This window comes from Leptolyngbya sp. FACHB-711, assembly GCF_014695615.1.
Taxonomy (GTDB): Bacteria; Cyanobacteriota; Cyanobacteriia; order Elainellales; family Elainellaceae; genus Leptolyngbya_A.
The window spans coordinates 1-20,683 of the sequence record NZ_JACJOR010000202.1 but is presented as its reverse complement, the minus strand read 5'-3'; the positions used below and the strand labels follow the sequence as shown (position 1 = coordinate 20,683).

Here is a 20,683-nt window from a genome sequence, read left to right as displayed (position 1 = left end):
TTAACCGTCTTGTCTCTTAAGTGTTCCTCGAAGAATGTTGAAAGGAATAAATTAACCTTCCCGAAGACTGGGTCGAGCAGCGAAATAAATCTCCGGCGTTGAAGCCTTGCTGAATCTCCTTCTGGCTTAGCCCCACTGATGCCGAGGTAATGTATAGGTCGGTCAACTGAACCCCCCCAAACGCAACGCTAGTGGGACATTGAACGGGCAGCCTGATGCGCTGAAGTTCCTGACCTTGGGGATCAAAGCAGACAATACACCTGCCGCCCCAGAGGGCAGACCACAAGTTTCCCTCAACATCGATCGCCAGTCCATCGGGTTCTACAGCTTCATCGGTGAGATCAATGAATACCCGCCGATTCCAAATCTTGCCCGCTTCTAAATCAAAGTCATAAGCATAGATTTTGTGCAGGGCAGAATCGGTCAGATAAAACGTTGATCCGTCAGGACTCCAGCCTAAGCCATTAGAAATTGTTAGCCCGGTTTCCATCACCTGCAGCGAACCATCTGGATCATAACGATAGAGTTCTGCCTGGGCAGGGGCTTCGCTCACCGAGCCGATCCAAAACCGTCCTTGAGCATCGCATTTGCCGTCATTAAAGCGCGTGTTGGGATGGGGAAATTGAATTTGATACAGCGTTGTGGTTTCGCCTGTTTCCGGGTCGAGCAGCGCAATTCGATCGCCCAATGCCATCAAGATCTGATTGTTGCTTGCGAGGACGATCGCGCTCACTGGGGCATCCAGCTCAAAGAAGCGATCGTGACCTGTTGCCGGGTCGAACTGGTGAACTCGATAATTGTACACATCGACCCAGAAAAGCATCTGGCGATCGGCATCCCACAGCGGACACTCACCCAGCCGGGCACGGGCAGCCAACACATTTTGAACGGTGCTTTGGATAGATTGGCTCATGCAGCAATAAAATAACGTGACCTGTCGAGTTTAAAGGGAAATGCTTGTTTGCCGTTACTTCGATCGGCTATACTCATAGCACTTTCGGATTGGCTTTCCCAAAGTAAGCTAAGATGTAAAACGCGGGCGATTAGCACAGTGGTAGCGCACTTCCTTCACACGGAAGGGGTCACTGGTTCGAATCCAGTATCGCCCATTAAGTAAGAATTTCTGTCACATCAAACAGAATTCGATAAATGGCAGTGGGGCTAAGCTGCTGCAAAATTCGCAAATGAGCTTCGGCATCAGGACGACGACGCAAACGCGCCACAATTTGAGTTTGGGCATTGGGTAGGCAGCGAACCACACACCAAGGATTGAGTTGATTGTAATAAGACATGGCAAATGAGGACGATCGCAGCAAAGACGATCGCATAAAGTTTGTAAGCGAAACTGTGACCAATCGAAACCGAGCAGATTAGGACGAACGCAAATTACCCGTCGATCGACTGGTGCAAAGTATCTGTGAGTGGTTGAAATGGTGAGAAACTATGAAGACGTAGGCGTTGCGACTACTTCACCTACGCTCTCGTTGACTCTTCAATCACTATAAACTGCTTATAGTTCTGAGTCAACTGCTTATATAAGCTGTTTATAAAGCTGTTGCAATGACCGAGGTACAAGAACCAGAAAAGGAGTCACCCCTCAAGAAGCGTCGAGATGAACTGGGCTTGACTCAACGAGATGTTGCAATAGCAATTAACGTATCCGTGCAGACGGTCAGCAATTGGGAAACGGGGCGATTCAAGGAGGTTCGCTTGACGCTACCTCAAGTTAAGGCACTTTGCCGAGTGTTGCAGTGGTCGATCGATGATTTACCGGATGACTTTAGACCGGAAGATTGAAGGGACGATCGTTTCCCTATTCTTCCTCAAAATCGATCGCCCTACACTTTTAATTATTTGAGCGCAGTAGTTCAACGAGTTTACTCCCTTAAGATGTTCCACAGTGCTGTAATTCCATGAGAGACATACTCAGATTCCTGATTTTGATCGATCCATTGTGCAAGGGCGATTGTTGTGGGATTAGGGATAGCAGTAGAACCCAGAGCTTTACCTAATTGTCCCAATGCCCAAACTGCACTAGAACGTACAAGAAAGCCTTCATCCTTGAGCAGGGGCAGCAGAGTAGCCACCACTGATTCTGATGCTTGACCTAGCTCTCCTAACGCCCAAGCTGCACTATAACGTACCCTAGACTCTTCATCCTTGAGCAGGGGCAGCAGAGTAGTCATCACTGATTCTGATGCTTGACCTAATTGTCCCAATGCACTTGCTGCACCAGAACGTACATTGGAGTCTTCATCCTTGAGCAGTAAAATTAATTGCTGCACAGCCTCTTCCGGTTTTCCTAGAGCAGCCCGATATCGGCTCAATCGAACTTTGTCGATCGCTTCACCAACTGCTTCTAATTGCTGTAAAGCTAGTGCTTCATAACCTGTTTCGCTCAAGCTGCACAAAACCTTAAAGACGCGACGCTGAATAACATCAGGAACAAGTGGTGAACGGTTTGCCTCTAGCTCAACTAATCCTTTCAAAATTTCTTGAACCAGGCTTTCGTCTGTAACCTCGATGTTTTCGGCTAAACAGATTCCTGCAAACAGAAGATTGCGGTGCAGCCATTGCTCATAAGGAGTGGGTTGGTTAAAAATCTCCTTCAGTATCTTTGCTGGATTACTGCGTTTCTGCTGCGCGATCAGCAAAAGCAAGACTTCTCGCCAGTGCGGATCGTGAAGGTGATCTTGAATATGTTCCAACACCACCTCAAAGTCTTCTTCCTGTCGATCGCGAATCTCCTGCGTTGTCAAATATTCCTGAAAGGTTTTGTGGACAAACGCATATCGATCGCGCCCCTGCTTGCTGAGAAGTCCGGCTCGATCGCCAATAATCCGGTCTAAAAAGCGTTTTGCCTCGGCTTTGGCTTGGTGTCGATTAACTTTCTTCATCCTCTGAGTATTCATTTCCTGAATATATTGAGCCAACTGATCAAGGAGTTCATCGCGATCGATCAGCGTGCCGCCTTCGTTGTCGCCTGTGCCGCCCTGCGAGTGAATCCAGTATGCCAACCGCTCCATTAACCGCCGCAGATCGTCAAGCTCTAAATATTCCAAAATCTCGTGATTGCTCAGTTCCTTATTCGCATCCCACGATGTGAGCAATGTATTCACAGCTTTGTCATACAGCTTATGGCGTTCCTTCGGCAAAACCGCCTGATAGCGATGAATCAGCGCAATGATCGTGAGCAGCAACGGATTACGCGCCAGTAGTTTGATGCGATCGCTCTCCGCAAGGGCTTTCCTCAGACTTTCTTTTCGTCGTTGTGCCTCTGCTTTTGTGGCAAAGCGGCTCTCATACCAGTGGTCAATAAACGCCTGAATCTGATCGTCGTCAAACGGCAAAATCTCATAGTGCGGAAACTCATCGGTGCGAAAGAAATCGGGTTTATAGCCTGCCGGACGAGAGGTAATAATCGCAGGATTGCGGCGATGGGTTCCCAAAAAGCTCTCAATTCGCTCAACCACCTTATAGCGTCTTGCCTCTTCTGCCACCTCATCCAATCCATCCAGTAAGATCAGTGCTCGCCCATCCTTCAGCCAATGCTCAAAAAACTCTGGCGGCAGTTCAAGCCCTAAATCTGCCTTCACCATCTGTCGTGCATACTGCAAAATATTGATTTCAGGCTGCTTCATCAGATCGCGAATCTTGATTAGAATTGGCAGCCAATCCACCGTTTTGTCTAGCCCTACAAGTTCCGGCTTGCCCTGCGCTAGCATCACTGCACAATAGCTCATTAACGTTGTCTTGCCAGAACCAGGGGCACCCAACAGCACCACTCGCTGAACTTGAGACGGCTTCAATAATTGAGCCGCTGAAATCTTGGGCTGACTGGTCTGCCTGCTGGCAAAGCGCGATCGATTTCGCTGCTCCCAAAGAAGCTGAGCCTGTAAATCTCCCTGGACTTCTAGCGGCAAACCTTGTTCTAAAAAACTGAACTCCGTTTGTGCTTTTCCCTGCACATTGGGCATCACAAAAATTTCAGCTAACTTTTCGGCTCGTTCAATCTCCTGCCCTTCAACTGCAATTCCCGCAAACCGGACATCATCAAAGCAATGAATGAGCTGTTCAAAGTATCTTTCCTTTGCTACCTGGAATTTGAGGTAAGAATTAGTCTGCTCAAAGTAGGTGCTGGTAAATTCTTTGATCCAAGGCATTACTCGGCTTTGAATCAATTCAACATTTTTCTGCTTCGCGACTTGCAAAAACTTCTTTTCCAGAAGGGCATTATCCGGCATTCCTGCCCCTGTTAAAGGTTTCTGTAGCTCTGCCTGAACTCCTGAATCCTGAAAAAACTGATGCAGAAATTTTGGAATAAAATCTGGCTCATATTTAGAGAAAAGACGATGCCCCGGAGGTTGCTTTTCCTCTTGTGCCTGAGCCATCACCATGCCCTCCCGTAGGGCTTTTTCCAATTCAGTCGGGTTGAGCTTGCTATGAACTGCTTTAAATAATGCAGGTGCAGCTTTTATCGCAACCGGACTCAGCAATCTGACAAGGGCAGCAGTTTCAAGAGTCATACAGGGCAAAACTCATGCTTTGAGCCTCATTATGGCTCATCCATCAGGCATGGTGAAAAGACGCAAAGCCAATGCAGTGAATTGCAAAAGCAATGTCACTCATCACAATCCTTCTGTAACCAGCCGCAAAGCCAATGCACCCGATCGCAATCCTTCGGTAACGCCTCACAGTCTTAATGCGATCGATCGCAATCCTTCTGCAACTTAACCTATTCTCAGTACGATCGTTAAACTTCTTGTTTCAATGGGCACATTAAATATGTAAATAATTACTGAAGGTGCACTATGCCTAGCCCAGATACCAATCGTTGCCTCACCCCTGCTGTGCTCAATCAAGATGTCGATGCCTTTAACGGTTATCGCACGATCGTGGGTTACAGCACCAAACGTTTCAACGCCACACCCGAAGCCTTGCAGCAGGCATATCAAACCATGCTGGCACAGCAGCAAGCCGAAACCGAAAAGCTAGCCCTGTATCGAGCAGCTTCTGACGCAGCACGACTGGCAGAATGGGAATTTCACAACGCAGTGCTGGCAATGAAAGAAGTCGTCAAAGGGCAGTTTGGCTCAGACAGCAACGAAGCGCAATCTGTCGGTCTGAAAAAGAAATCCGATCGCAAGCGTCCCACTCGTCAAAAAGTGACACCAATCGCAAGTTAGTACAGCCAAACCAAAGAAAGCGATCGCCCCTCAACTTCCCAATCCCGACTCTGCTTAATTGCCGCTCGATCTCCCAAGCTCCCTGCTCTGGATTCAGTTGATTACTATACTTCCAGGCAACACAGATAAGGGAATCAAAGCCGTTGCTGATCCGATTCGGGCGATCGCCTCCAACAACAGCAAGGGCAAACATCGCCAAGGGAGAAGCGATCGGGACAGCGAAACAAACTGCTCAGCACCAGAGTACGAGATGCCGATCGAAAACTGTTTGAGCTGCTTATGCTAGAAAACGGGAGCCAACTTATTCGGTCCGCTTCAGAAAGTGAGTGAGTTGTTCTACCAGTAATCAGCTAAGGCTCAATAAATAAAAGGTAAATCAAGACTGATGCGGAATGGCAAGAGATTGAACTGCTGCTCCCGCCTAAAAAGCCGTTGGGGGCTTTACCGTGTTTGTGAGTGGTGGGATGACTACAGAGCAGGCATTCCATAGGTCTTGCTTAAAAGTAGAGCCACTTTACCTAACCCACTACAGTCTGATGCACTACCTAGTATTCCAGTGCAGCATTCGGAAGAGAAATCAACTGTGCTTTGCCTGCTAGAATCTTGAAGGAATTACCATTATTGCCTGTCCTACAGTGAAGCAGAAACGCTCAAAATTCCTGCTACTATCTCTACTGAATTCCTTAGCCGATTTTGATGGGGAGCTATCTGAGGAAGCAGTGAGACTATTGGAGGAGTTGAAAACCCGATCGCATAGCCTTCCTCCGCTCTATGCCGATGTTTTTGCCCTTCCTTATTCAGCAACCTGTGCCGACCTGGTTAATCGCATCATGTCTCTTTCCCAAGAGCAGATTGCCGTTGCCAGTTATGCATTTCAAGTTTTTCGCTACTATGAGCAGATTTTGAAGGCGAACCCTGGTGATGGGTCACCCCAACAGCAGGCGGCTTACGAGTCGCAGGTAGAGCGGATTCGCCTTTCAGTGGCTCGAACGAAAGCAGCGTTAGCGGAATCCCTTGGGAAATAGCTGGAAGAAACACTACAATAAACAGCTAGCAATCATCAGGAAGCAACTATTGCTATGCCCTCCCTTAGCCGTCAGCAATCCGATCGCCTTGTTCACAACGTTACAGCCATTGAGCAATTATTAGCCGAGGTGGATGACGAAGGAGCCGAGGAGATTTTAGATGAACTCTATATGCTCATCACCAAAATTCTCGAGCAGTTTCCGCAACTGGATAAAGATGAGGATTGAGGCTAGATCAGACTGGAAGGATTGATTTCTCGTTGGGACTCATCGGCTGGATTTTAGCTTTTGAGACCATAAGCTGAGCAATCGTGCAGTTATGAACCCATAAAGTGAGCAATCGTCCCATAGAGCTGAAAGGCGAGAAGCTGTCGCAATCGCCTGTCCCAAGTGAGGCAGGTTGAGACGCAAGAAACTTTTGGGATTTAGAAACGCTAGAAACAGAGCACTAGCAGAACAGCAACACTTCTCGTACTGAACTACGGTTCCGTACTGAAAAATCTTAATGCGGGTTGAAAGAGAGCACTACGTTGACATTCTTAGACGACACTAATTTGTCACCACCGATTAGACGACACTAATTTGTCTCAAAGACACTAATTTGTCATGAGCGACAACAATTTGTCACCGATGACATTTAATTAGTCACTGTACATTAGGCGATGGACACAACTGGACTCGAACCAGTGACCCCTACGATGTCAACGTAGTGCTCTAACCAACTGAGCTATGCGTCCGAACAGTATCAGACTATAGCATAGATATTGTAGAAGACGCAAATATTGCCTCGATCGTTCACCCAGCCTCTAATTCTAGAGAAAACCCTTCCTACTTTGGATCTGGCTCAAAGTCCTCAATTCTGGGGGATTTAGGGGGCTGTAAAACCTCTCGCCCCAATCAAACCATCCCCAAGAAAAACTTCACCCGATCGCCAACAGGGGGAAATCACTCCGCAATCTTACAGAAGCCATACCATAAATTAGTGTTAAGGTAATAGGGTTAAACCATTAATTCTTCCCTAGACGGGTTGTAGTGCGTTGAAACAGTTTTCATTTACTGGAAACCCCAGGAAGCCCTTGTGGTGTCTGGAAGTGAAATTACAGCGCAGACGGTTGACTGACCCGGCTCTCTCCTGGGCAGACCGCTGTGAAGGACCTAGTATGAGCTGATCGACCTGTAACTGTAGGTTTGTGGGTTGGGGGCAAAATTGCCCGCGAAGTAGCTAGTTGGGTTTAGACCCGGAACTAGCGACCTGACAAACTCGGTCGATCGAGACTCGCTTTAGAGTTTTTGCAAATCGATTTAATGCAACAGGAAAACTGCGTCTGCGGTAGCCTGCTGATTTCTCTCATGTCATGGCTGAAGGAAGTCAGGGCGACCGGAGTTGGTTCAGTTTTCTAGTGAGACATGTGCAGAGGGTGGGAACCCTTCTAGCAGTCTTTCGCATCGGTTTGCAGCTTCACGCTTTTGGGTCTGCATTAATTTCTTTTTCACCGAAATTCCAGCGAATTTGGAGAGCGAGCAATGTCGAAAATTCTCAGCCATAAGATTTCCCCTGCACCGATGCCTGCTGAAATTAGCGTCGTCGATTTGATCGACGGGTATTTCACCGCGTATAACTCCGCCCGCTTACGCGAAATTTGCCACCTGTTGAGCCGTGAAGTCATGCAGGAAGGCGTTACCGTTGCCGTCAGTTTGTCTGGTGCGCTGACTCCTGCCGGATTGGGTGGCTCTGTGCTGGCTCCGCTGATGCAGCACGGCATGATCGATTGGATGATCAGCACCGGAGCGAACCTGTATCACGACATTCACTACGGACTCGGACTGGATCTGTATGCCAGCCATCCGTTTGTCGATGACGTGAAACTGCGCCAGGAAGGGCGGATTCGCATCTACGATATTGTGTTTGGCTATGATGTGCTGCTCGAAACCGATGCGTTTATTCGCGAACTGCTGAAGGCAGAACCCTTCCAGAAGCGCATGAGCACGGCAGAGTTTCACCATTTACTGGGCAAATATCTGTACGAAGTCGAGCAGCAGTTAGGCTTAAAGCACTCCTGCCTGCTGTCTATGGCTTACCAGTGCGGCGTCCCAATCTACACCTCCTCGCCTGGAGATAGTTCGATTGGCATGAATGTGGCAGCTCTGGCACTGGAAGGCTATCAGCTCATGATCGACCCGTCACTGGACGTGAACGAAACCGCAGCGATCGCCTACGCAGCCCGTCAAACCTCCTCTGGTGAAGAAGGCAAGAGCGCAGCAGTGATCCTGGGCGGCGGCAGTCCCAAAAACTTCCTGCTGCAAACCCAGCCCCAGATTCACGAAGTCCTGGGACTCGAAGAGCGCGGACACGATTACTTTGTGCAAATCACCGATGCCCGTCCCGATACAGGCGGACTGTCTGGTGCAACCCCCTCCGAAGCCGTAAGCTGGGGCAAAGTCGACCCCGAAGAGCTACCCAGCACGATCGTCTGCTATACCGACAGCACGATCGCTCTCCCAATCCTCTCTGCCTACATCCTCAGCCAGTGTGAGCCGCGTCCGCTGAAGCGATTGTACGATCGCCGCGAGGAAATGCTCGAAACCCTGCGTCGGGATTATCTGACCGCCCAGGCACAGCAGCCAGCCCAACCGACGATCGCGATCGCCCAAACCGTGAAGCAAGCCGTCACTGCTCCACAGCCGATTGCAACTTATCCCTGTGGCACTCCGATTCGCAAAGAGCACCGCAACGGATATCGGCGGGAGTCGATCGAGGTTTAGCAGGGGTTTGAGCAACCTGATTAAACGATCGCCCGCCCTGTACTGTCATCAAACAGATGAATTTTGTCGGGCGCGATCGTCAGCCAGAGTTCCTCTCCCACAAAAACCGGGCGATCGGGTTCGATTCTCACCTGGAGGGGCAAGATTTCACCGGAGCGGTCTGGAGTCACCAGACTGACGCTGAGATAAGTTTCGCTGCCCAGTGCCTCGACGCGCTCAACCCGGACAGGGATATTTTTGGGCGCAGGCAAACCAACGCTGAGATGCTCTGGACGGATGCCTAGGGTAATCGATCGCCCGTCATAAAGCCGCAGCCGCGCTTCCCAGTCGTGGGGCAGAGTGAGGCGAAATTGAGGGTGCTGAATCAGCAGGGGAGCTTTGACCTGAACCGGAATAAAGTTCATGGGCGGTGAACCGATGAACTCCGCCACAAAGCGATTTGCCGGACGGTTGTAAAGATCGAGCGGACGCGCCACCTGCTGAATTTGTCCGGCATTCATCACCGCAATGCGATCGCCCATGGTCATGGCTTCGGTCTGATCATGGGTGACGTAGATTGTGGTCGTGCCCAGCTTGCGCTGAAGGTTAACAATCTGGCCGCGGGTTTCGGTTCGCAGTTTGGCATCCAGGTTCGAGAGTGGCTCATCCATCAGAAACACCTGGGGATTGCGTGCCATTGCCCGACCCAGGGCGACTCTTTGCTTTTGTCCGCCCGAAAGCTGTTTGGGCAGGCGATCGATCAGCGATTCGATCTGGAGCATCTGAGCCACCGTTTTGACGCGGCGATCGATCAGCTTTTCTTCGGCTGACCAGTAGCGCAAACCGCGCGGCAGCGATCGGGTGGCACTGACGAAAAGTCGCTCCATCCATTCTGGGCGATTAGAAGGCTTTGCCTCGCTTTCATCGATCGTCCAGGTGCGCCGCAGCCCAAACGCCAGATTTTCATACACCGTCATGTGTGGATAAAGCGCGTAGCTCTGAAACACCATCGCGATATCGCGGGCTTTGGGTGGCAGATCGTTGACGAGGCGATCGCCCACAGAAATATTGCCGCCTGTGAGGGCTTCCAGTCCGGCAATCAGGCGCAGCAGCGTACTTTTACCGCAGCCCGATGGACCCACCAGCACCATAAATTCACCGTCGTGAATCGTCAGGTTGATTCGCCGTAGTACGCTCACGCTCTGAGCTGTGCCAGTTTCCGTTTCGGGGTCAATTGCCAGTGCGGTTGCTCCTACGGAGGCGGCGTTTGGAGCGATTCCCCCCGCAGAACGCTTCTGGATGGAGTGACCGGAGGACTGACCGGAGGAACTGGCTTTACCCGTGCGGTGAGGAAAACTTTTGTAGATGTTTTCGAGTACAACTTGCGCCACAGTGGTTTGAAATGAGTTCTGCTAAATGAATGTTGAGCGTGACTCCCAAAATCAATTCAGGGAGAATGGCAGGCTAACCTGTCGTAAGCTTCCCCAAATTCTACCAAGCTTGTTTGCGATCGACCGCGCCTCATCAGCAGGATTGCAGCAACATAGCTTGATCGAAGTGATTGCGATATCTTAATACTGTTTAACCTTTTGCAATCATTCTTTTGCGAAAGCATCTTCAATCGTTCGGGTTAACGGAGGTCAACATGGCAGACGGCAGTATGAAACGACGGCATTTTGTGATGGCAACGCTAGCCGCCGGATTTGCAATGGCAGTTCGCCCTGTTTCTGCTGAAACGATCATTACGGATACAGAGGGATTGATGGTAGGGGCGATCGAGATTCCGACACAAGATGGAGTCATTCCCGGCTATCACGCGATGCCTGAAACGGGAACTGATTTTCCGGTCGTCCTGGTGGTGCAGGAAATCTTTGGCGTTCACGAATATATCCAGGATATGTGTCGGCGGTTTGCTCAGTTGGGTTATCTAGCAATCGCACCCGAACTGTTTGTGCGGCAGGGGGATGTGTCGAAGTTGAGCAGCATCGACGAGATTCGCCCGATCGTCTCCAGCGTGCCCGATGCTCAGGTGATGTCCGATCTGGATGCGGCGGTCAACTGGGCGAAAAATTCCGGGAAGGGCGATGTCGATCGGGTTGGGATTACAGGCTTTTGCTGGGGCGGTCGAATTGTTTGGCTTTATGCCGCGCACAATCCTCAGCTCAAGGCGGGGGTGGCCTGGTATGGACGCCTGGTTGGGCAATCAACCGAACTCCAGCCCAAGTTTCCGATCGATGTGGCAGGCACGCTCAAAGCCCCCGTTCTGGGACTGTACGGCGGTAAGGATGATGGCATTCCGCTCACTAGCGTTGACCAGATGAAGCAAGCTCTCGCTGCCGCCAATAGTCCCTCGGAAATCATCGTCTATCCCGATGCGCCCCACGGTTTCCACGCCGACTATCGACCCTCTTATCGGCAGGTAGATGCAGAGGATGGCTGGGAGAAGCTTCAGGCTTGGTTTAAGCAATATGGAGTCTAGGGATAGGAAGATGAGGACATAGGGAGATAAGGGAATGTTTTCTTCAATGCAGGTGGCAGCTTTACGGTTGAAGCCAGGGCAAGACTTGAAGCTTGAGCTGGAGCAGTTTGTCCAGGATCACCGTTTGGAAGCTGCCTGCATTGTCACCTGTGTTGGCAGTCTCACTCAGGCAATGCTACGGCTGGCAAATCAATCTGAAGGAACGATCTATCAGGGACATCTTGAGATTGTGTCGCTGATGGGCGTAATGTCCTGTCACGGGTCGCACTATCATCTGTCAATCGCCGAGCGGACAGGGCAAACCTTTGGCGGTCATTTGCTGGAGGGCTGCCGCATCTACACCACCGCAGAAATTGTGATTGGCATTATGCCAGAACTGCGCTTTCGACGAGAGCATGATCTCGATTCGGGCTATCGGGAATTGACGATCGAGGATTTTTGAAAGTCGATTTCCCCAGAAGGAGAATAGCCCGGCATCAAGAAACCAGCTTTTGTTTTCGGTTATTGATACTGGAGTTGCATCACCGCCACTGATCTGAACCGTCTATTCCAGCCGTTTGAGCAGCGAGAAAGCAGACTCGATCGCCGTCATGAAGGCATAGGACTGGGGCTGGCTTTATCCCACCGCTTTGCTGCCCTAATGAGCGGCGAAATTATCGTTGTGTCCAAACATCAGACAGGAAGGCTGTTTTAGGCTGGGCTGACCGATTGCCCCCTAAAGGGAACTGATTTACACCGCCGATCGCCGCTAACGCCGCAAATTTGTCTAAACCACCTGCTTAAACTGAAGCTGAATCAGCTCCTCCGGTCGGACTGCCCCATGCTCGGTGATGATGGCAGTAATGAGCTCGGCAGGCGTTACATCAAACGCCGGATTGTAAAATTCAACGCCCGGCGGACAAATGCGCGTATCGCCAATCTGGTAAACCTCTTCGGGGTCGCGTTCCTCGATCGGAATCTGGCTACCGGTCGAGAGGGAAAAATCGATTGTTGAAAGCGGAGCTGCCACATAAAAAGGAATATTGTGTGCTCTGGCAATCAGCGCAACGCTATAAGTGCCAATTTTGTTCGCCGCATCTCCGTTTGCCGCAATTCGATCGGCTCCCACCACGACCGCATCAATCATGCCCTGCTTCATACAGTGCGCCGCCATATTGTCAGTAATCAGCGTCACGGGAATGCCTTCCTGCACACATTCCCAGGTAGTGAGCTTTGCGCCCTGCATCCGGGGACGAGTTTCGTCGGCATAGACTCGCTCTAGTCGTCCTTCGCGCCAAGCCGATCGCACTACACCCAGAGCCGTACCGTAGCCTGCAGTTGCCAGTGCGCCTGCATTGCAGTGGGTTAAAAGCCGCAACTGACCCGGCGGCTGGGGCAGAACGGTCAAGCCCGCTTCGCCAATCGCCTGACAAGTTTCAATGTCTTCCTCGCGAATTGTATGGGCTGCCTGCAAAATAGCTTCTTTGATATAATCCACGCTGCCCAGGGTTTGCCGCGCTATCTTCAGGGTTCGATCGATCGCCCAGAACAAATTCACAGCAGTGGGGCGAGTTGCCTTGAGCTTTTGCGCCACCTGCTCTAGCTGAGCTAAAAACGGCTCTCGCTGGGTTGCCTCAATTTCGCGCGCACCCAGATATAGCCCATACGCTGCCGCTACGCCGATCGCAGGCGCACCACGCACAATCATGGTTTTGATCGCCAGTGCCATATCGTCTGAGCGGCTAATTTCTACCACGCCGTACTCCTGCGGCAATCGCGTTTGGTCAATCAGCCGCACATGGTCTTGATACCAATAAACCGGAAATACTTGAGAAGAGAATGACATGACGCACGCTCACCAGCAGAACAAGGATCTAGTCTACTCTATATGGCTGATCGAGCTATAGGACCTGTCGAACTCTATCGCCTCGATGAGGTAATCCAGTTAGCGAATCAGCCGGCTGCGTACACTCTAACCGATTGGGGATCGATCGTGTCGCGCTCCATGCCGTAATCCTGTAGGGCATATTCAAGCTGCAAAATCAGGCGATCGTGTTTTTGAGGCGGGCTTGCCCGATGCAAGCAGAACGTATCTTCGGCAAAGCCAAAGCCTGATTCGCCGCAAACTGTGATCACATTTGCCGAACCATAGGCACGATCGATCGCTGCTTCAGAAAACTTTTTGCCAAACCATTCATGAGACCAGCGTTTGTGCAGATGCGTGCCGCGAACGCAAATATGTGGACCCGCCCATTCATCGACATCAGTGAGATAGAAAAAGAATTTGAGAAACCCGTAATCGTCCAGATCATAGTGAAACATTTGGGCGGATTTTCGCCGATCGCGCACGGTTGCCCGACTGGGAAAACTCCACCACAGGCGACTGCTAATCAAAACGGGTTCTGCCCCCAAATAGCGAGCCGCGATCGCTCGCAAGACTGGATCTTGTCCCAGTTTGACGATTGCTGGACAGGTCAAAGCGGTATTAAAGTAGCTCGCCGTCACAAATGCGGTTTGATAGTGTGCCTCTGCCTGTGCTTTTTCGGCGTAATAAAAGCCTGTGTCAGGATAGCGATTTCCCAGGCAGGGCTGCTGATTCGCAAAGTCAAGAATCGATTGCACAATTGATAAGGGAAGCTGTAGACCCAGGAAATATCCGTCTTGCTGAATCGACTGCACAATCTGATCGATCGCCACATCAGGAAAAACAGATTGATCGATCGCTGTTTCACAAGGCTCAGCACAGAGAGCAAGCCGCTGTTTTACCACTGACTGCTTTATCCAACAGCGAATCTTTGTAAAGCGACTGAGCTGCCGCATTAGCAGCCATTCCCGGTTATGCGTCAGTCCCCGATACCAGGCATGGGCAGTCTCGTAGCCCTCGTAGTACAGATCACGCAGAAAACTGAACATTTTTCAAAGCACGATTTTAGCAACTGTTTCGAGACGGATAGACTAGACACGGACAAATACTACCCAGTTTCCATACCCAGCTACCATGCGAAACACTTCCCCTCTAGGGGGATCAAACTCCTGTTGCTACGAGTTCAATCCGACAAAATGCCTTGCGTTTTCTTGCCGGAAAGGGACATTTCCCTGATGCATCTGAATTGAAATGCTGACTGATCCAGCTTTTGGGAGTTCTTTCCCTATCTTCGGAGGATTCTGAACCCATCAGGAGAAGCTGACAGGAATGTCTGATATTGAGCTGATCGAATCCTTCGGGTCGAGTTTGAGTTTGTAAAGCGGGCGATCGGGCTTCGACAGCGTTTAGCCCTTCAACATTCCAGCACTCTGTCTAGGAGCCCGTCATTTTGATTGGCGGGGTGCAAGGGTTCAGCCCTACCGGAGGCAACGCCCCCACATTCTCCCTTACCCGTCAGAATTTGCTTCACAAAACACTAGCTTGATGGATTGCCTGGATGAATTGGCTTTGACTATGCTGGATTCACCCGCATCAAGGGCTGACCAAACTCAACAGGCTCGCCGTTTTGAACCAGGATTTCGACAATTTCGCCGCTGATTTCTGCCTCGATTTCATTCATTAGCTTCATGGCTTCAATAATGCAGACTGTCTGACCATTTCGGACTCGATCGCCCACATTTACAAACGCAGCTTCATCAGGAGCCGGAGCACGATAAAAGGTGCCGACCATTGGCGAGACGATTTCGACAAACTTCTCGGTCGAGCGGGGTGGCGGGGTTGGCGTTGGGGGAACGACGATCGGTGTGGCAGACGCGCTGGGCAGGGAGGGAATCGGAGCCAGGGCAACGGCAGTATCCGTCGATGGAGCCGGAGAAGTCGCCGGAGTATCACCGGGTTGAACGCCCTTACGAATTACCAGTTCAAAATCGCCGCTTTTGAGCGTAAATTCTGCAATATCAGTTTGATTAATAACTGTTAATAAATCTCGGAGTTCGCTAAAGTTCAGTTCCACGCTTGTTTTAACCGTTCTAGTCGAATGATTTTAAATGAGATGGCGTAGCGACTAACAGTTGCGAAAAAGCAGGAGTGGAAAGGAATGTAAAGGCACGAGAAGTCCTGCATCACCACAATCGAACGATCGCGACATTTGACCTCAAGTTGCCTTCAATCTGCCTTGAAACTGATAGCTGGCTAACTGTTAATCGCTAAACGGATAATCGCTAAACGGATCGCGACGACGATCGCCAAACTACTCCCGTCCCAGGTAGGTATCCGTGCGAGTATCAACTTTGATGCGTTCGCCTATCGAAATAAACAGAGGAACCATGACTTGCGCCCCGGTTTCGACGATCGCAGGTTTGGTGCCACCCGTTGCCGTATCGCCCTTTACGCCAGGGTCGGCTTGCACGACTTCCAGTACAACTGAGTTGGGCAGTTCAACGTCAAGCACCTGGTTATTCCAGCGCACCACGTTGACTTCCATCCCTTCTTTCAGGTACTTCACGCGATCGCCAATTTGCTTGGCATTCAGGCGACCTTCTTCGTAAGTTTCCATGTCCATAAAGACGTAATCGTCGCCGTCCTTATAGGTGTGCTGCATTGTATTTTTTTCGATGACTGCCTGCGGGACAGTCTCTCCTGCCCGGAACGTTCGCTCAACTACGTTCCCGTTCTGCATATTTTTGAGCTTGGTTCGCACGAAAGCGGAGCCTTTACCAGGTTTCACATGGAGGAATTCCACAACCCGCCAGACGTTTCCGTCAAGCTCAATACTGACCCCGGGGCGAAAATCATTACTGGAAATCATGAATCTTGCTGTGTTGGCAAAACGATCGGCAATTTATTTTACCGCTCCGAGGGAGACATATCACGAAAGGCAGAAGGAATTTGTTCACGCGCGATCGAACATCCTGCTGGGTTCGGCTCAGCAGGTCGAGATGAAATCCCTTCCATCGTTATGGGAAGATGATGAGTGAAGTTTCTGGCTTGTGCGAATTTGAGTTCTGCAAACAGAAACCTCTTCAACGCAGTCCTGCTGAGCTATTTTGTTGAGCTTTTTAAAAATTTTCATGAGTAGAACGCTTGCCCCTCTCAAAACCCTGATCGAGCGTCCGTCCTCCCAGTGCGGCAAAGGGTTTGCTTTCATTAGCCGTCTATTGAAAACAGGCATATCGCTGGTGCTGCTGATCGGGTTGCTCTGGAGCAGTGGAATCATCCTGCCGCCCGGAAGCCTGTTTGGTCTGGAGTGGAATCAATCTGCGCTGGCACTGCCACCCGGAAATGCAATCACCGACGGTAAAGCTCTCCTGCGCTACGCCCTGCCGATCGACAATAAGCCCGTGCGCGATCTGCAGGTCAGCCTGGAGAGTATGTCGGAAGCACTGCGGGGTCGGCGGAAGGTGAGCGCGATCAATCGCAATCTGGATACTGCCGATCGCATCCTGAACATCAAACGTGATCCCCTGCTGGCAAGCGTCCCTGATGAGCATAAAGCAGAAGCAGAAGCCGCGATCGATCGGCTCAAGGCAGGCGTTGCCGACATACGATCGGCTGTTGAAAAGCAGGACAAGGAAGCAATCTGGACAAAGCGCGGTCAGCTTCTCGATCAAGTGGGACAGCTAGAAGAACTGATGGTTGCCCAGTTTCCCTACGAAGTGCCAGAGGAATACAGCAATCTGCCGCAGCTTAAAGGACGGGCAACCGTTGAGGTGCAAACCACTAAGGGTGATATGACACTGGTGGTCGACGGCTACAATGCGCCCATTACAGCAGGAAACTTTGTCGATCTGGTGCAGCGCGGCTTTTATAACGGGCTGGAGTTCGTTCGCGCTGAAGACTTTTATGTAGCGCAGATCGGTGATCCCCCTGGCAAGGAAGAGGGCTTTGTCGATCCAAAAACGGGCAAATATCGGGCTGTTCCCCTGGAAATTATGGTGCAGGGCGACAAGGAACCGACTTACGGAGTCACGCTGGAAGAAGCCGGACGCTATCTCGACCAGCCTGTGCTGCCTTTCTCGGCTTATGGCACGCTGGGCATGGCACGACCGGGAGAGGATAACAACGGCGGCTCATCGCAGTTCTTCTTCTTCCTGTTTGAGCCGGAACTCACTCCCGCCGGACTTAATCTGCTGGACGGTCGCTATGCTGTCTTTGGCTATGTGACGGAAAACAAAGAAGTGCTGGATAAAATTCGGGCAGGCGACAAAATTGTTTCTGCCAGAGTCGTGAAAGGCGCGGAAAACCTGGTTGAGCCAGAGTCGGCTTGATCGATCCCGTCAATCATGACCAAGGAAATTCGCGTACAGGATATCGGCGAACAGGGACTTTTGCAAAGACTGCAAAGCTTCTGTCCGCCGGATTTAATCGGGGACGACGCAGCCCTGCTCTCGATCGCCGCAGGACATTCGCTGGTCGTCACAACCGATACGCTGGTAGACGGCGTTCACTTTAGTGACCGAACCACCTCTCCCGCAGATGTAGGTTGGCGCGCTGTTGCCGCAAATTTGTCTGACCTAGCCGCAATGGGCGCAGAGCCGATCGCCCTCACTGTCGGACTGTGCCTGCCGGGAAGCGTAACTGTGAACTGGGTTGAGCAGCTTTATCAAGGCATGATTGACGGTTTGCAGCCCTTTCAAACCCCGATCGTCGGAGGCGATATTTGTCGATCGTCCGTGATTAGTCTGGCAATCACCGCATTAGGACAGGTCAGACCCGCAGAAGCAATTCGGCGATCGATCGCCCAACCGGGAGATGCAATTCTGATCACCGGATACCATGGAGCTTCCAGAGCCGGACTAGAGCTGCTGCTGAATTCCGAATTGGGCAATGCCCTGGAAAAAACGGCTTTCGATCGATTGGTTCAAGCCCATCAGCGTCCAATTCCGCGTTTGGATGTTGTTACCCTGCTCACAGACCTGCGAACCCAATATCCCGATCTGCGGGTTGCAGGTATGGACAGCAGTGATGGTTTAGCCGATGCGATCGTGCAAATTTGCCGCGCTAGCAGAGTGGGAGCCACGGTGAAGCGGGATCAAATTCCTGTTCCGCCTGAATTCACTCCTTGGGTCAGCAATGCTCAGGCGATCGAGTGGATATTTTACGGCGGTGAAGATTTTGAACTCGTGCTGTGTCTGCCGGTCGAGATTGCAGAAAAGCTGCTGGTGCAGTTAGGAGATGGGGCAGCGATCGTGGGAAAGATTACTGCTGAGCAAACGGTTTCACTGCAAAACGAGGATGCGATCGTTGAGCTTTCCCTCAATAGAGGATTTCAGCATTTTTCCGTCCGCTAGCTGCTTCAAAAGATTCAAACCTGCTGTCCTTGCCCGAACATGCCCGCCAATCTAATTTATTCTGATTTACAAAAAAGTCTGCAATAAAAAAGGGGCTTTTGCCCCCGATTGTCTCTATCTTTTCAAGCAGTAGAACTGACGCTAAAGCCTAGCGAAACATACTGCTCACCGAACTGTCTTCATGAATCCGCCAGATTGCCTCACCCAGCAGATTTGCCACCGAAAGCACAGTAAGCTGCGGGAAGCGTCGGTCTTCAGTGACCGGAATTGTGTTGGTGACAATGATTTCTTCAAATAGTCCTGCCGAAAGTCGATCGATGGCTGGAGGCGAGAACACGGCATGAGTAGCACAGGCATAAACCTGGCTTGCGCCCTGCTGTCGCAGAATTCTTGCGCCCTCGCAAATCGTTCCTGCCGTATCAATCATGTCGTCTACCAAGATTGCCGTTTTGCCAGCGACATCTCCGATCACGTTCATGACTTCGGCGACATTATGAGCTTGACGGCGTTTATCAATAATGGCAAGCGGGGCATCATTCAGCTTTTTGGCAAAGGCTCTTGCCCGTGCCACACCGCCCACGTCTGGCGAAACGACTACCACATCGCTCAGATTCTTGGCGTTCAGGTAATCCAGAATCACCGGAGAACCGTAAACGTGATCAAAGGGAATGTCAAAGTAGCCCTGGATTTGGGCTGAGTGCAGATCCATTGCCAGAATTCGGTTTGCGCCTGCCTGGGTAATCAAATTGGCAACCAGTTTGGCTGTGATCGATTCTCGTCCGGCAGTTTTGCGATCGGCTCTCGCATAGCCGTAGTAAGGAATGACGGCCGTAATTTGACGCGCCGAAGCACGACGGCAGGCATCAATCATAATGAGCAACTCCATCAGGTGATCGTTCACCGGACAGCAGCTGGGTTGCATCAAGTAGACATCACAGCCGCGAATCGACTCTTGGATCTGGATATAGATTTCGCCGTCTGCAAACCGTTTGCGAACCATCGGACCCAAATCCATCCCCAAGTAATGGGCAACTTCATGGGCTAGCGGCAAATTAGCAGATCCAGAAAACAACCGAAGGCGATGATCTGAGAGATCAATACGAGGATGCTGAAGGGTAAGAGTTGCAGTGCTGATCACGACAGTTCCTCAGGCGACAGTCAGGGAAATATTAGCATCATCGGAGCAGTATCATCTCTTGGTAGTTGTACGGATACTAAAAAGTGAATTGACACTAGCACTGTACTTTGATTGCTGCAGGCGGCTAAAGATTCCGCAATCAACAAGATTGAAGTTATCTTCCAGGCTTCTGCTGCCAAATCGTTTGACATTCGTAAAAATTGACCTTCTTAAGCTGAAAGCCAGAGTAGTAACGCCTTGAAAAGAAACAATCGAATCCTGCTATAACCAAATCTCGCGCTAAGCCTAATACAGACCAGTTTAAAACTCTAAAGAAACAATAAAACTGCTTTGAAGATTTTAAGTGAACTGAATCACTCTTTTACTTTACCAACTCAACCTTCTGAATGGGAGAAGGCAAACAATTTATATAGAATTTATAATGCTGAGCAGCAATTCTATAGAGTATGAGAGGAATAACGAAACAGATCGTGACGCAAAAACTGGATTGCCGTTACTTATCGGTCCGCAATCCCTCTCAACCCACCAAACTGAGCTTGTTGCGTGACTTACTCGGTTTAACCCGATCGTCTTAGCTTGATCAAACGACCTTGATCACTCGATCAACTTACAGATCGCCGCCCCGAAAAGCCAGCACAAAAATCACTGCCGGACCTGCAATCACAATCAGCGCTAGCATGGTGAGCTGCGCGATCGTCTCAAAGTTAATGTTGCCAAGAACACTCGTAATGAAATCCATTGCTCCTCCCGACTAACCCGAATAATTGATTGTTATTTGAACAGCTTATCTGGATTGTATTTTACACGGTTCTTGCCCTCTTGCAGGTAGAGAATTCTGATCGAGCTAACTTCAGGCAAATTGCCACAAACCATGAGCAGCAATCTAATGGCAGACTCACACTCAGAACCGCTAAGCTCG

General features: G+C 50.5%; 23 protein-coding genes and 2 tRNA genes. 14 read left to right on the top strand and 11 right to left on the bottom strand.

Translation table 11 applies throughout. The annotated features are described in order from the left end of the window. Positions 1-16 precede the first annotated feature (16 nt). Entirely contained in the window at positions 17-913 is an 897-nt protein-coding gene (locus H6F80_RS07655; RefSeq protein ID WP_190790987.1) for an SMP-30/gluconolactonase/LRE family protein, read from the bottom strand. 124 nt (positions 914-1,037) lie between these two features. On the opposite strand from H6F80_RS07655, the gene H6F80_RS07650 reads away from it, so the two are divergent. Beyond that, positions 1,038-1,109 (top strand) — tRNA-Val (locus tag H6F80_RS07650). Here the strand turns inward: H6F80_RS07650 and H6F80_RS07645 are convergent. Then, positions 1,110-1,292, bottom strand: a complete 183-nt coding sequence (locus H6F80_RS07645; protein WP_190790986.1) for a hypothetical protein — start codon at positions 1,290-1,292, stop codon at positions 1,110-1,112. 268 nt (positions 1,293-1,560) lie between these two features. Between H6F80_RS07645 and H6F80_RS07640 the strand changes: the two genes are divergently transcribed. Next, positions 1,561-1,797 (top strand): helix-turn-helix transcriptional regulator, encoded by a 237-nt coding sequence (locus H6F80_RS07640; RefSeq protein WP_190790985.1) that lies wholly within the window; start codon positions 1,561-1,563, stop codon positions 1,795-1,797. A gap of 80 nt (positions 1,798-1,877) precedes the next feature. On the opposite strand, the gene H6F80_RS07635 is transcribed toward H6F80_RS07640, so the two are convergent. Further along, positions 1,878-4,526 (bottom strand): NACHT domain-containing protein, encoded by a 2,649-nt coding sequence (locus H6F80_RS07635; protein WP_190790984.1) that lies wholly within the window; start codon positions 4,524-4,526, stop codon positions 1,878-1,880. 31 nt (positions 4,527-4,557) lie between these two features. On the opposite strand from H6F80_RS07635, the gene H6F80_RS07630 reads away from it, so the two are divergent. The 5 genes from H6F80_RS07630 (at position 4,558) to H6F80_RS07610 (ending at position 6,439) form a co-directional block, all read left to right on the top strand. Next, the gene (locus H6F80_RS07630) at positions 4,558-4,734 is read left to right on the top strand and encodes a hypothetical protein (RefSeq protein WP_190790983.1); all 177 of its coding nucleotides are present in this window, start codon (positions 4,558-4,560) and stop codon (positions 4,732-4,734) included. Between the two features lie 77 nt (positions 4,735-4,811). After that, positions 4,812-5,186, top strand: a complete 375-nt coding sequence (locus H6F80_RS07625; RefSeq protein ID WP_190790982.1) for a hypothetical protein — start codon at positions 4,812-4,814, stop codon at positions 5,184-5,186. Between the two features lie 97 nt (positions 5,187-5,283). Further along, on the top strand, positions 5,284-5,472 hold the full coding sequence (locus H6F80_RS07620) for a hypothetical protein (protein ID WP_190790981.1): 189 nt from the start codon (positions 5,284-5,286) through the stop codon (positions 5,470-5,472). A gap of 433 nt (positions 5,473-5,905) precedes the next feature. Then, the gene (locus tag H6F80_RS07615) at positions 5,906-6,211 is read left to right on the top strand and encodes a hypothetical protein (protein ID WP_190790980.1); all 306 of its coding nucleotides are present in this window, start codon (positions 5,906-5,908) and stop codon (positions 6,209-6,211) included. Positions 6,212-6,265: 54 nt separating this feature from the next. Further along, a complete protein-coding gene (locus tag H6F80_RS07610) occupies positions 6,266-6,439 on the top strand; it encodes a hypothetical protein (RefSeq protein WP_190790979.1) in 174 nt (57 codons plus the stop codon). Positions 6,440-6,874: 435 nt separating this feature from the next. Here the strand turns inward: H6F80_RS07610 and H6F80_RS07605 are convergent. Then, positions 6,875-6,948, bottom strand: a tRNA-Val gene (locus H6F80_RS07605). Between the two features lie 787 nt (positions 6,949-7,735). Between H6F80_RS07605 and H6F80_RS07600 the strand changes: the two genes are divergently transcribed. Next, entirely contained in the window at positions 7,736-8,974 is a 1,239-nt protein-coding gene (locus H6F80_RS07600; RefSeq protein ID WP_190790978.1) for a homospermidine biosynthesis protein, read from the top strand. A gap of 20 nt (positions 8,975-8,994) precedes the next feature. Here H6F80_RS07600 and H6F80_RS07595 read toward each other — a convergent pair whose 3' ends face one another. After that, a complete protein-coding gene (locus H6F80_RS07595; RefSeq protein ID WP_190790977.1) occupies positions 8,995-10,344 on the bottom strand; it encodes an ATP-binding cassette domain-containing protein in 1,350 nt (449 codons plus the stop codon). A 254-nt stretch (positions 10,345-10,598) separates the two neighbouring features. Here H6F80_RS07595 and H6F80_RS07590 point away from each other — a divergent pair, with 254 nt between their 5' ends. The 3 genes from H6F80_RS07590 to H6F80_RS31195 all read left to right on the top strand — a co-directional run bounded on the left by H6F80_RS07590 (position 10,599) and on the right by H6F80_RS31195 (position 12,126). Further along, complete coding sequence (locus tag H6F80_RS07590; RefSeq protein WP_242067221.1) at positions 10,599-11,432, top strand: dienelactone hydrolase family protein; 834 nt, start codon at positions 10,599-10,601, stop codon at positions 11,430-11,432. A 34-nt stretch (positions 11,433-11,466) separates the two neighbouring features. Next, positions 11,467-11,874: a PPC domain-containing DNA-binding protein gene (locus H6F80_RS07585; protein ID WP_242067220.1), complete on the top strand. Its 408-nt coding sequence runs from the start codon at positions 11,467-11,469 to the stop codon at positions 11,872-11,874. Positions 11,875-11,952: 78 nt separating this feature from the next. Then, a complete protein-coding gene (locus H6F80_RS31195) occupies positions 11,953-12,126 on the top strand; it encodes an ATP-binding protein (protein ID WP_190790988.1) in 174 nt (57 codons plus the stop codon). A gap of 72 nt (positions 12,127-12,198) precedes the next feature. Here H6F80_RS31195 and mtnA read toward each other — a convergent pair whose 3' ends face one another. The 4 genes from mtnA to efp form a co-directional block, all read right to left on the bottom strand. Beyond that, positions 12,199-13,257 carry an S-methyl-5-thioribose-1-phosphate isomerase gene (mtnA, locus tag H6F80_RS07575; RefSeq protein WP_190790976.1) on the bottom strand — a complete coding sequence of 353 codons (1,059 nt, stop codon included), beginning with the start codon at positions 13,255-13,257 and terminating at the stop codon, positions 12,199-12,201. A gap of 107 nt (positions 13,258-13,364) precedes the next feature. Next, complete coding sequence (locus tag H6F80_RS07570) at positions 13,365-14,324, bottom strand: phytanoyl-CoA dioxygenase family protein (RefSeq protein ID WP_190790975.1); 960 nt, start codon at positions 14,322-14,324, stop codon at positions 13,365-13,367. A gap of 524 nt (positions 14,325-14,848) precedes the next feature. Then, a complete protein-coding gene (gene accB / locus H6F80_RS07565; protein ID WP_190790974.1) occupies positions 14,849-15,349 on the bottom strand; it encodes an acetyl-CoA carboxylase biotin carboxyl carrier protein in 501 nt (166 codons plus the stop codon). A gap of 237 nt (positions 15,350-15,586) precedes the next feature. Then, positions 15,587-16,144, bottom strand: coding sequence for an elongation factor P (efp, locus tag H6F80_RS07560; RefSeq protein ID WP_190790973.1), 558 nt, complete (start codon positions 16,142-16,144; stop codon positions 15,587-15,589). Here efp and H6F80_RS07555 point away from each other — a divergent pair. From H6F80_RS07555 to thiL, 3 genes are all read left to right on the top strand, one after another. Next, positions 16,143-16,313, top strand: a complete 171-nt coding sequence (locus tag H6F80_RS07555; protein WP_190790972.1) for a hypothetical protein — start codon at positions 16,143-16,145, stop codon at positions 16,311-16,313. The two genes, efp and H6F80_RS07555, sit on opposite strands and share 2 nt — an antisense overlap. A 93-nt stretch (positions 16,314-16,406) precedes the next feature. Next, positions 16,407-17,603, top strand: a complete 1,197-nt coding sequence (locus tag H6F80_RS07550; protein ID WP_190790971.1) for a peptidylprolyl isomerase — start codon at positions 16,407-16,409, stop codon at positions 17,601-17,603. A 15-nt stretch (positions 17,604-17,618) separates the two neighbouring features. Next, entirely contained in the window at positions 17,619-18,626 is a 1,008-nt protein-coding gene (gene thiL / locus H6F80_RS07545; RefSeq protein ID WP_190790970.1) for a thiamine-phosphate kinase, read from the top strand. Between the two features lie 148 nt (positions 18,627-18,774). Here thiL and H6F80_RS07540 read toward each other — a convergent pair whose 3' ends face one another. After that, on the bottom strand, positions 18,775-19,764 hold the full coding sequence (locus tag H6F80_RS07540; protein ID WP_190790969.1) for a ribose-phosphate pyrophosphokinase: 990 nt from the start codon (positions 19,762-19,764) through the stop codon (positions 18,775-18,777). Positions 19,765-20,371: 607 nt separating this feature from the next. After that, positions 20,372-20,503 carry a photosystem II reaction center protein Ycf12/Psb30 gene (gene psb30, locus H6F80_RS07535; RefSeq protein WP_190790968.1) on the bottom strand — a complete coding sequence of 44 codons (132 nt, stop codon included), beginning with the start codon at positions 20,501-20,503 and terminating at the stop codon, positions 20,372-20,374. Positions 20,504-20,683 lie beyond the last annotated feature (180 nt).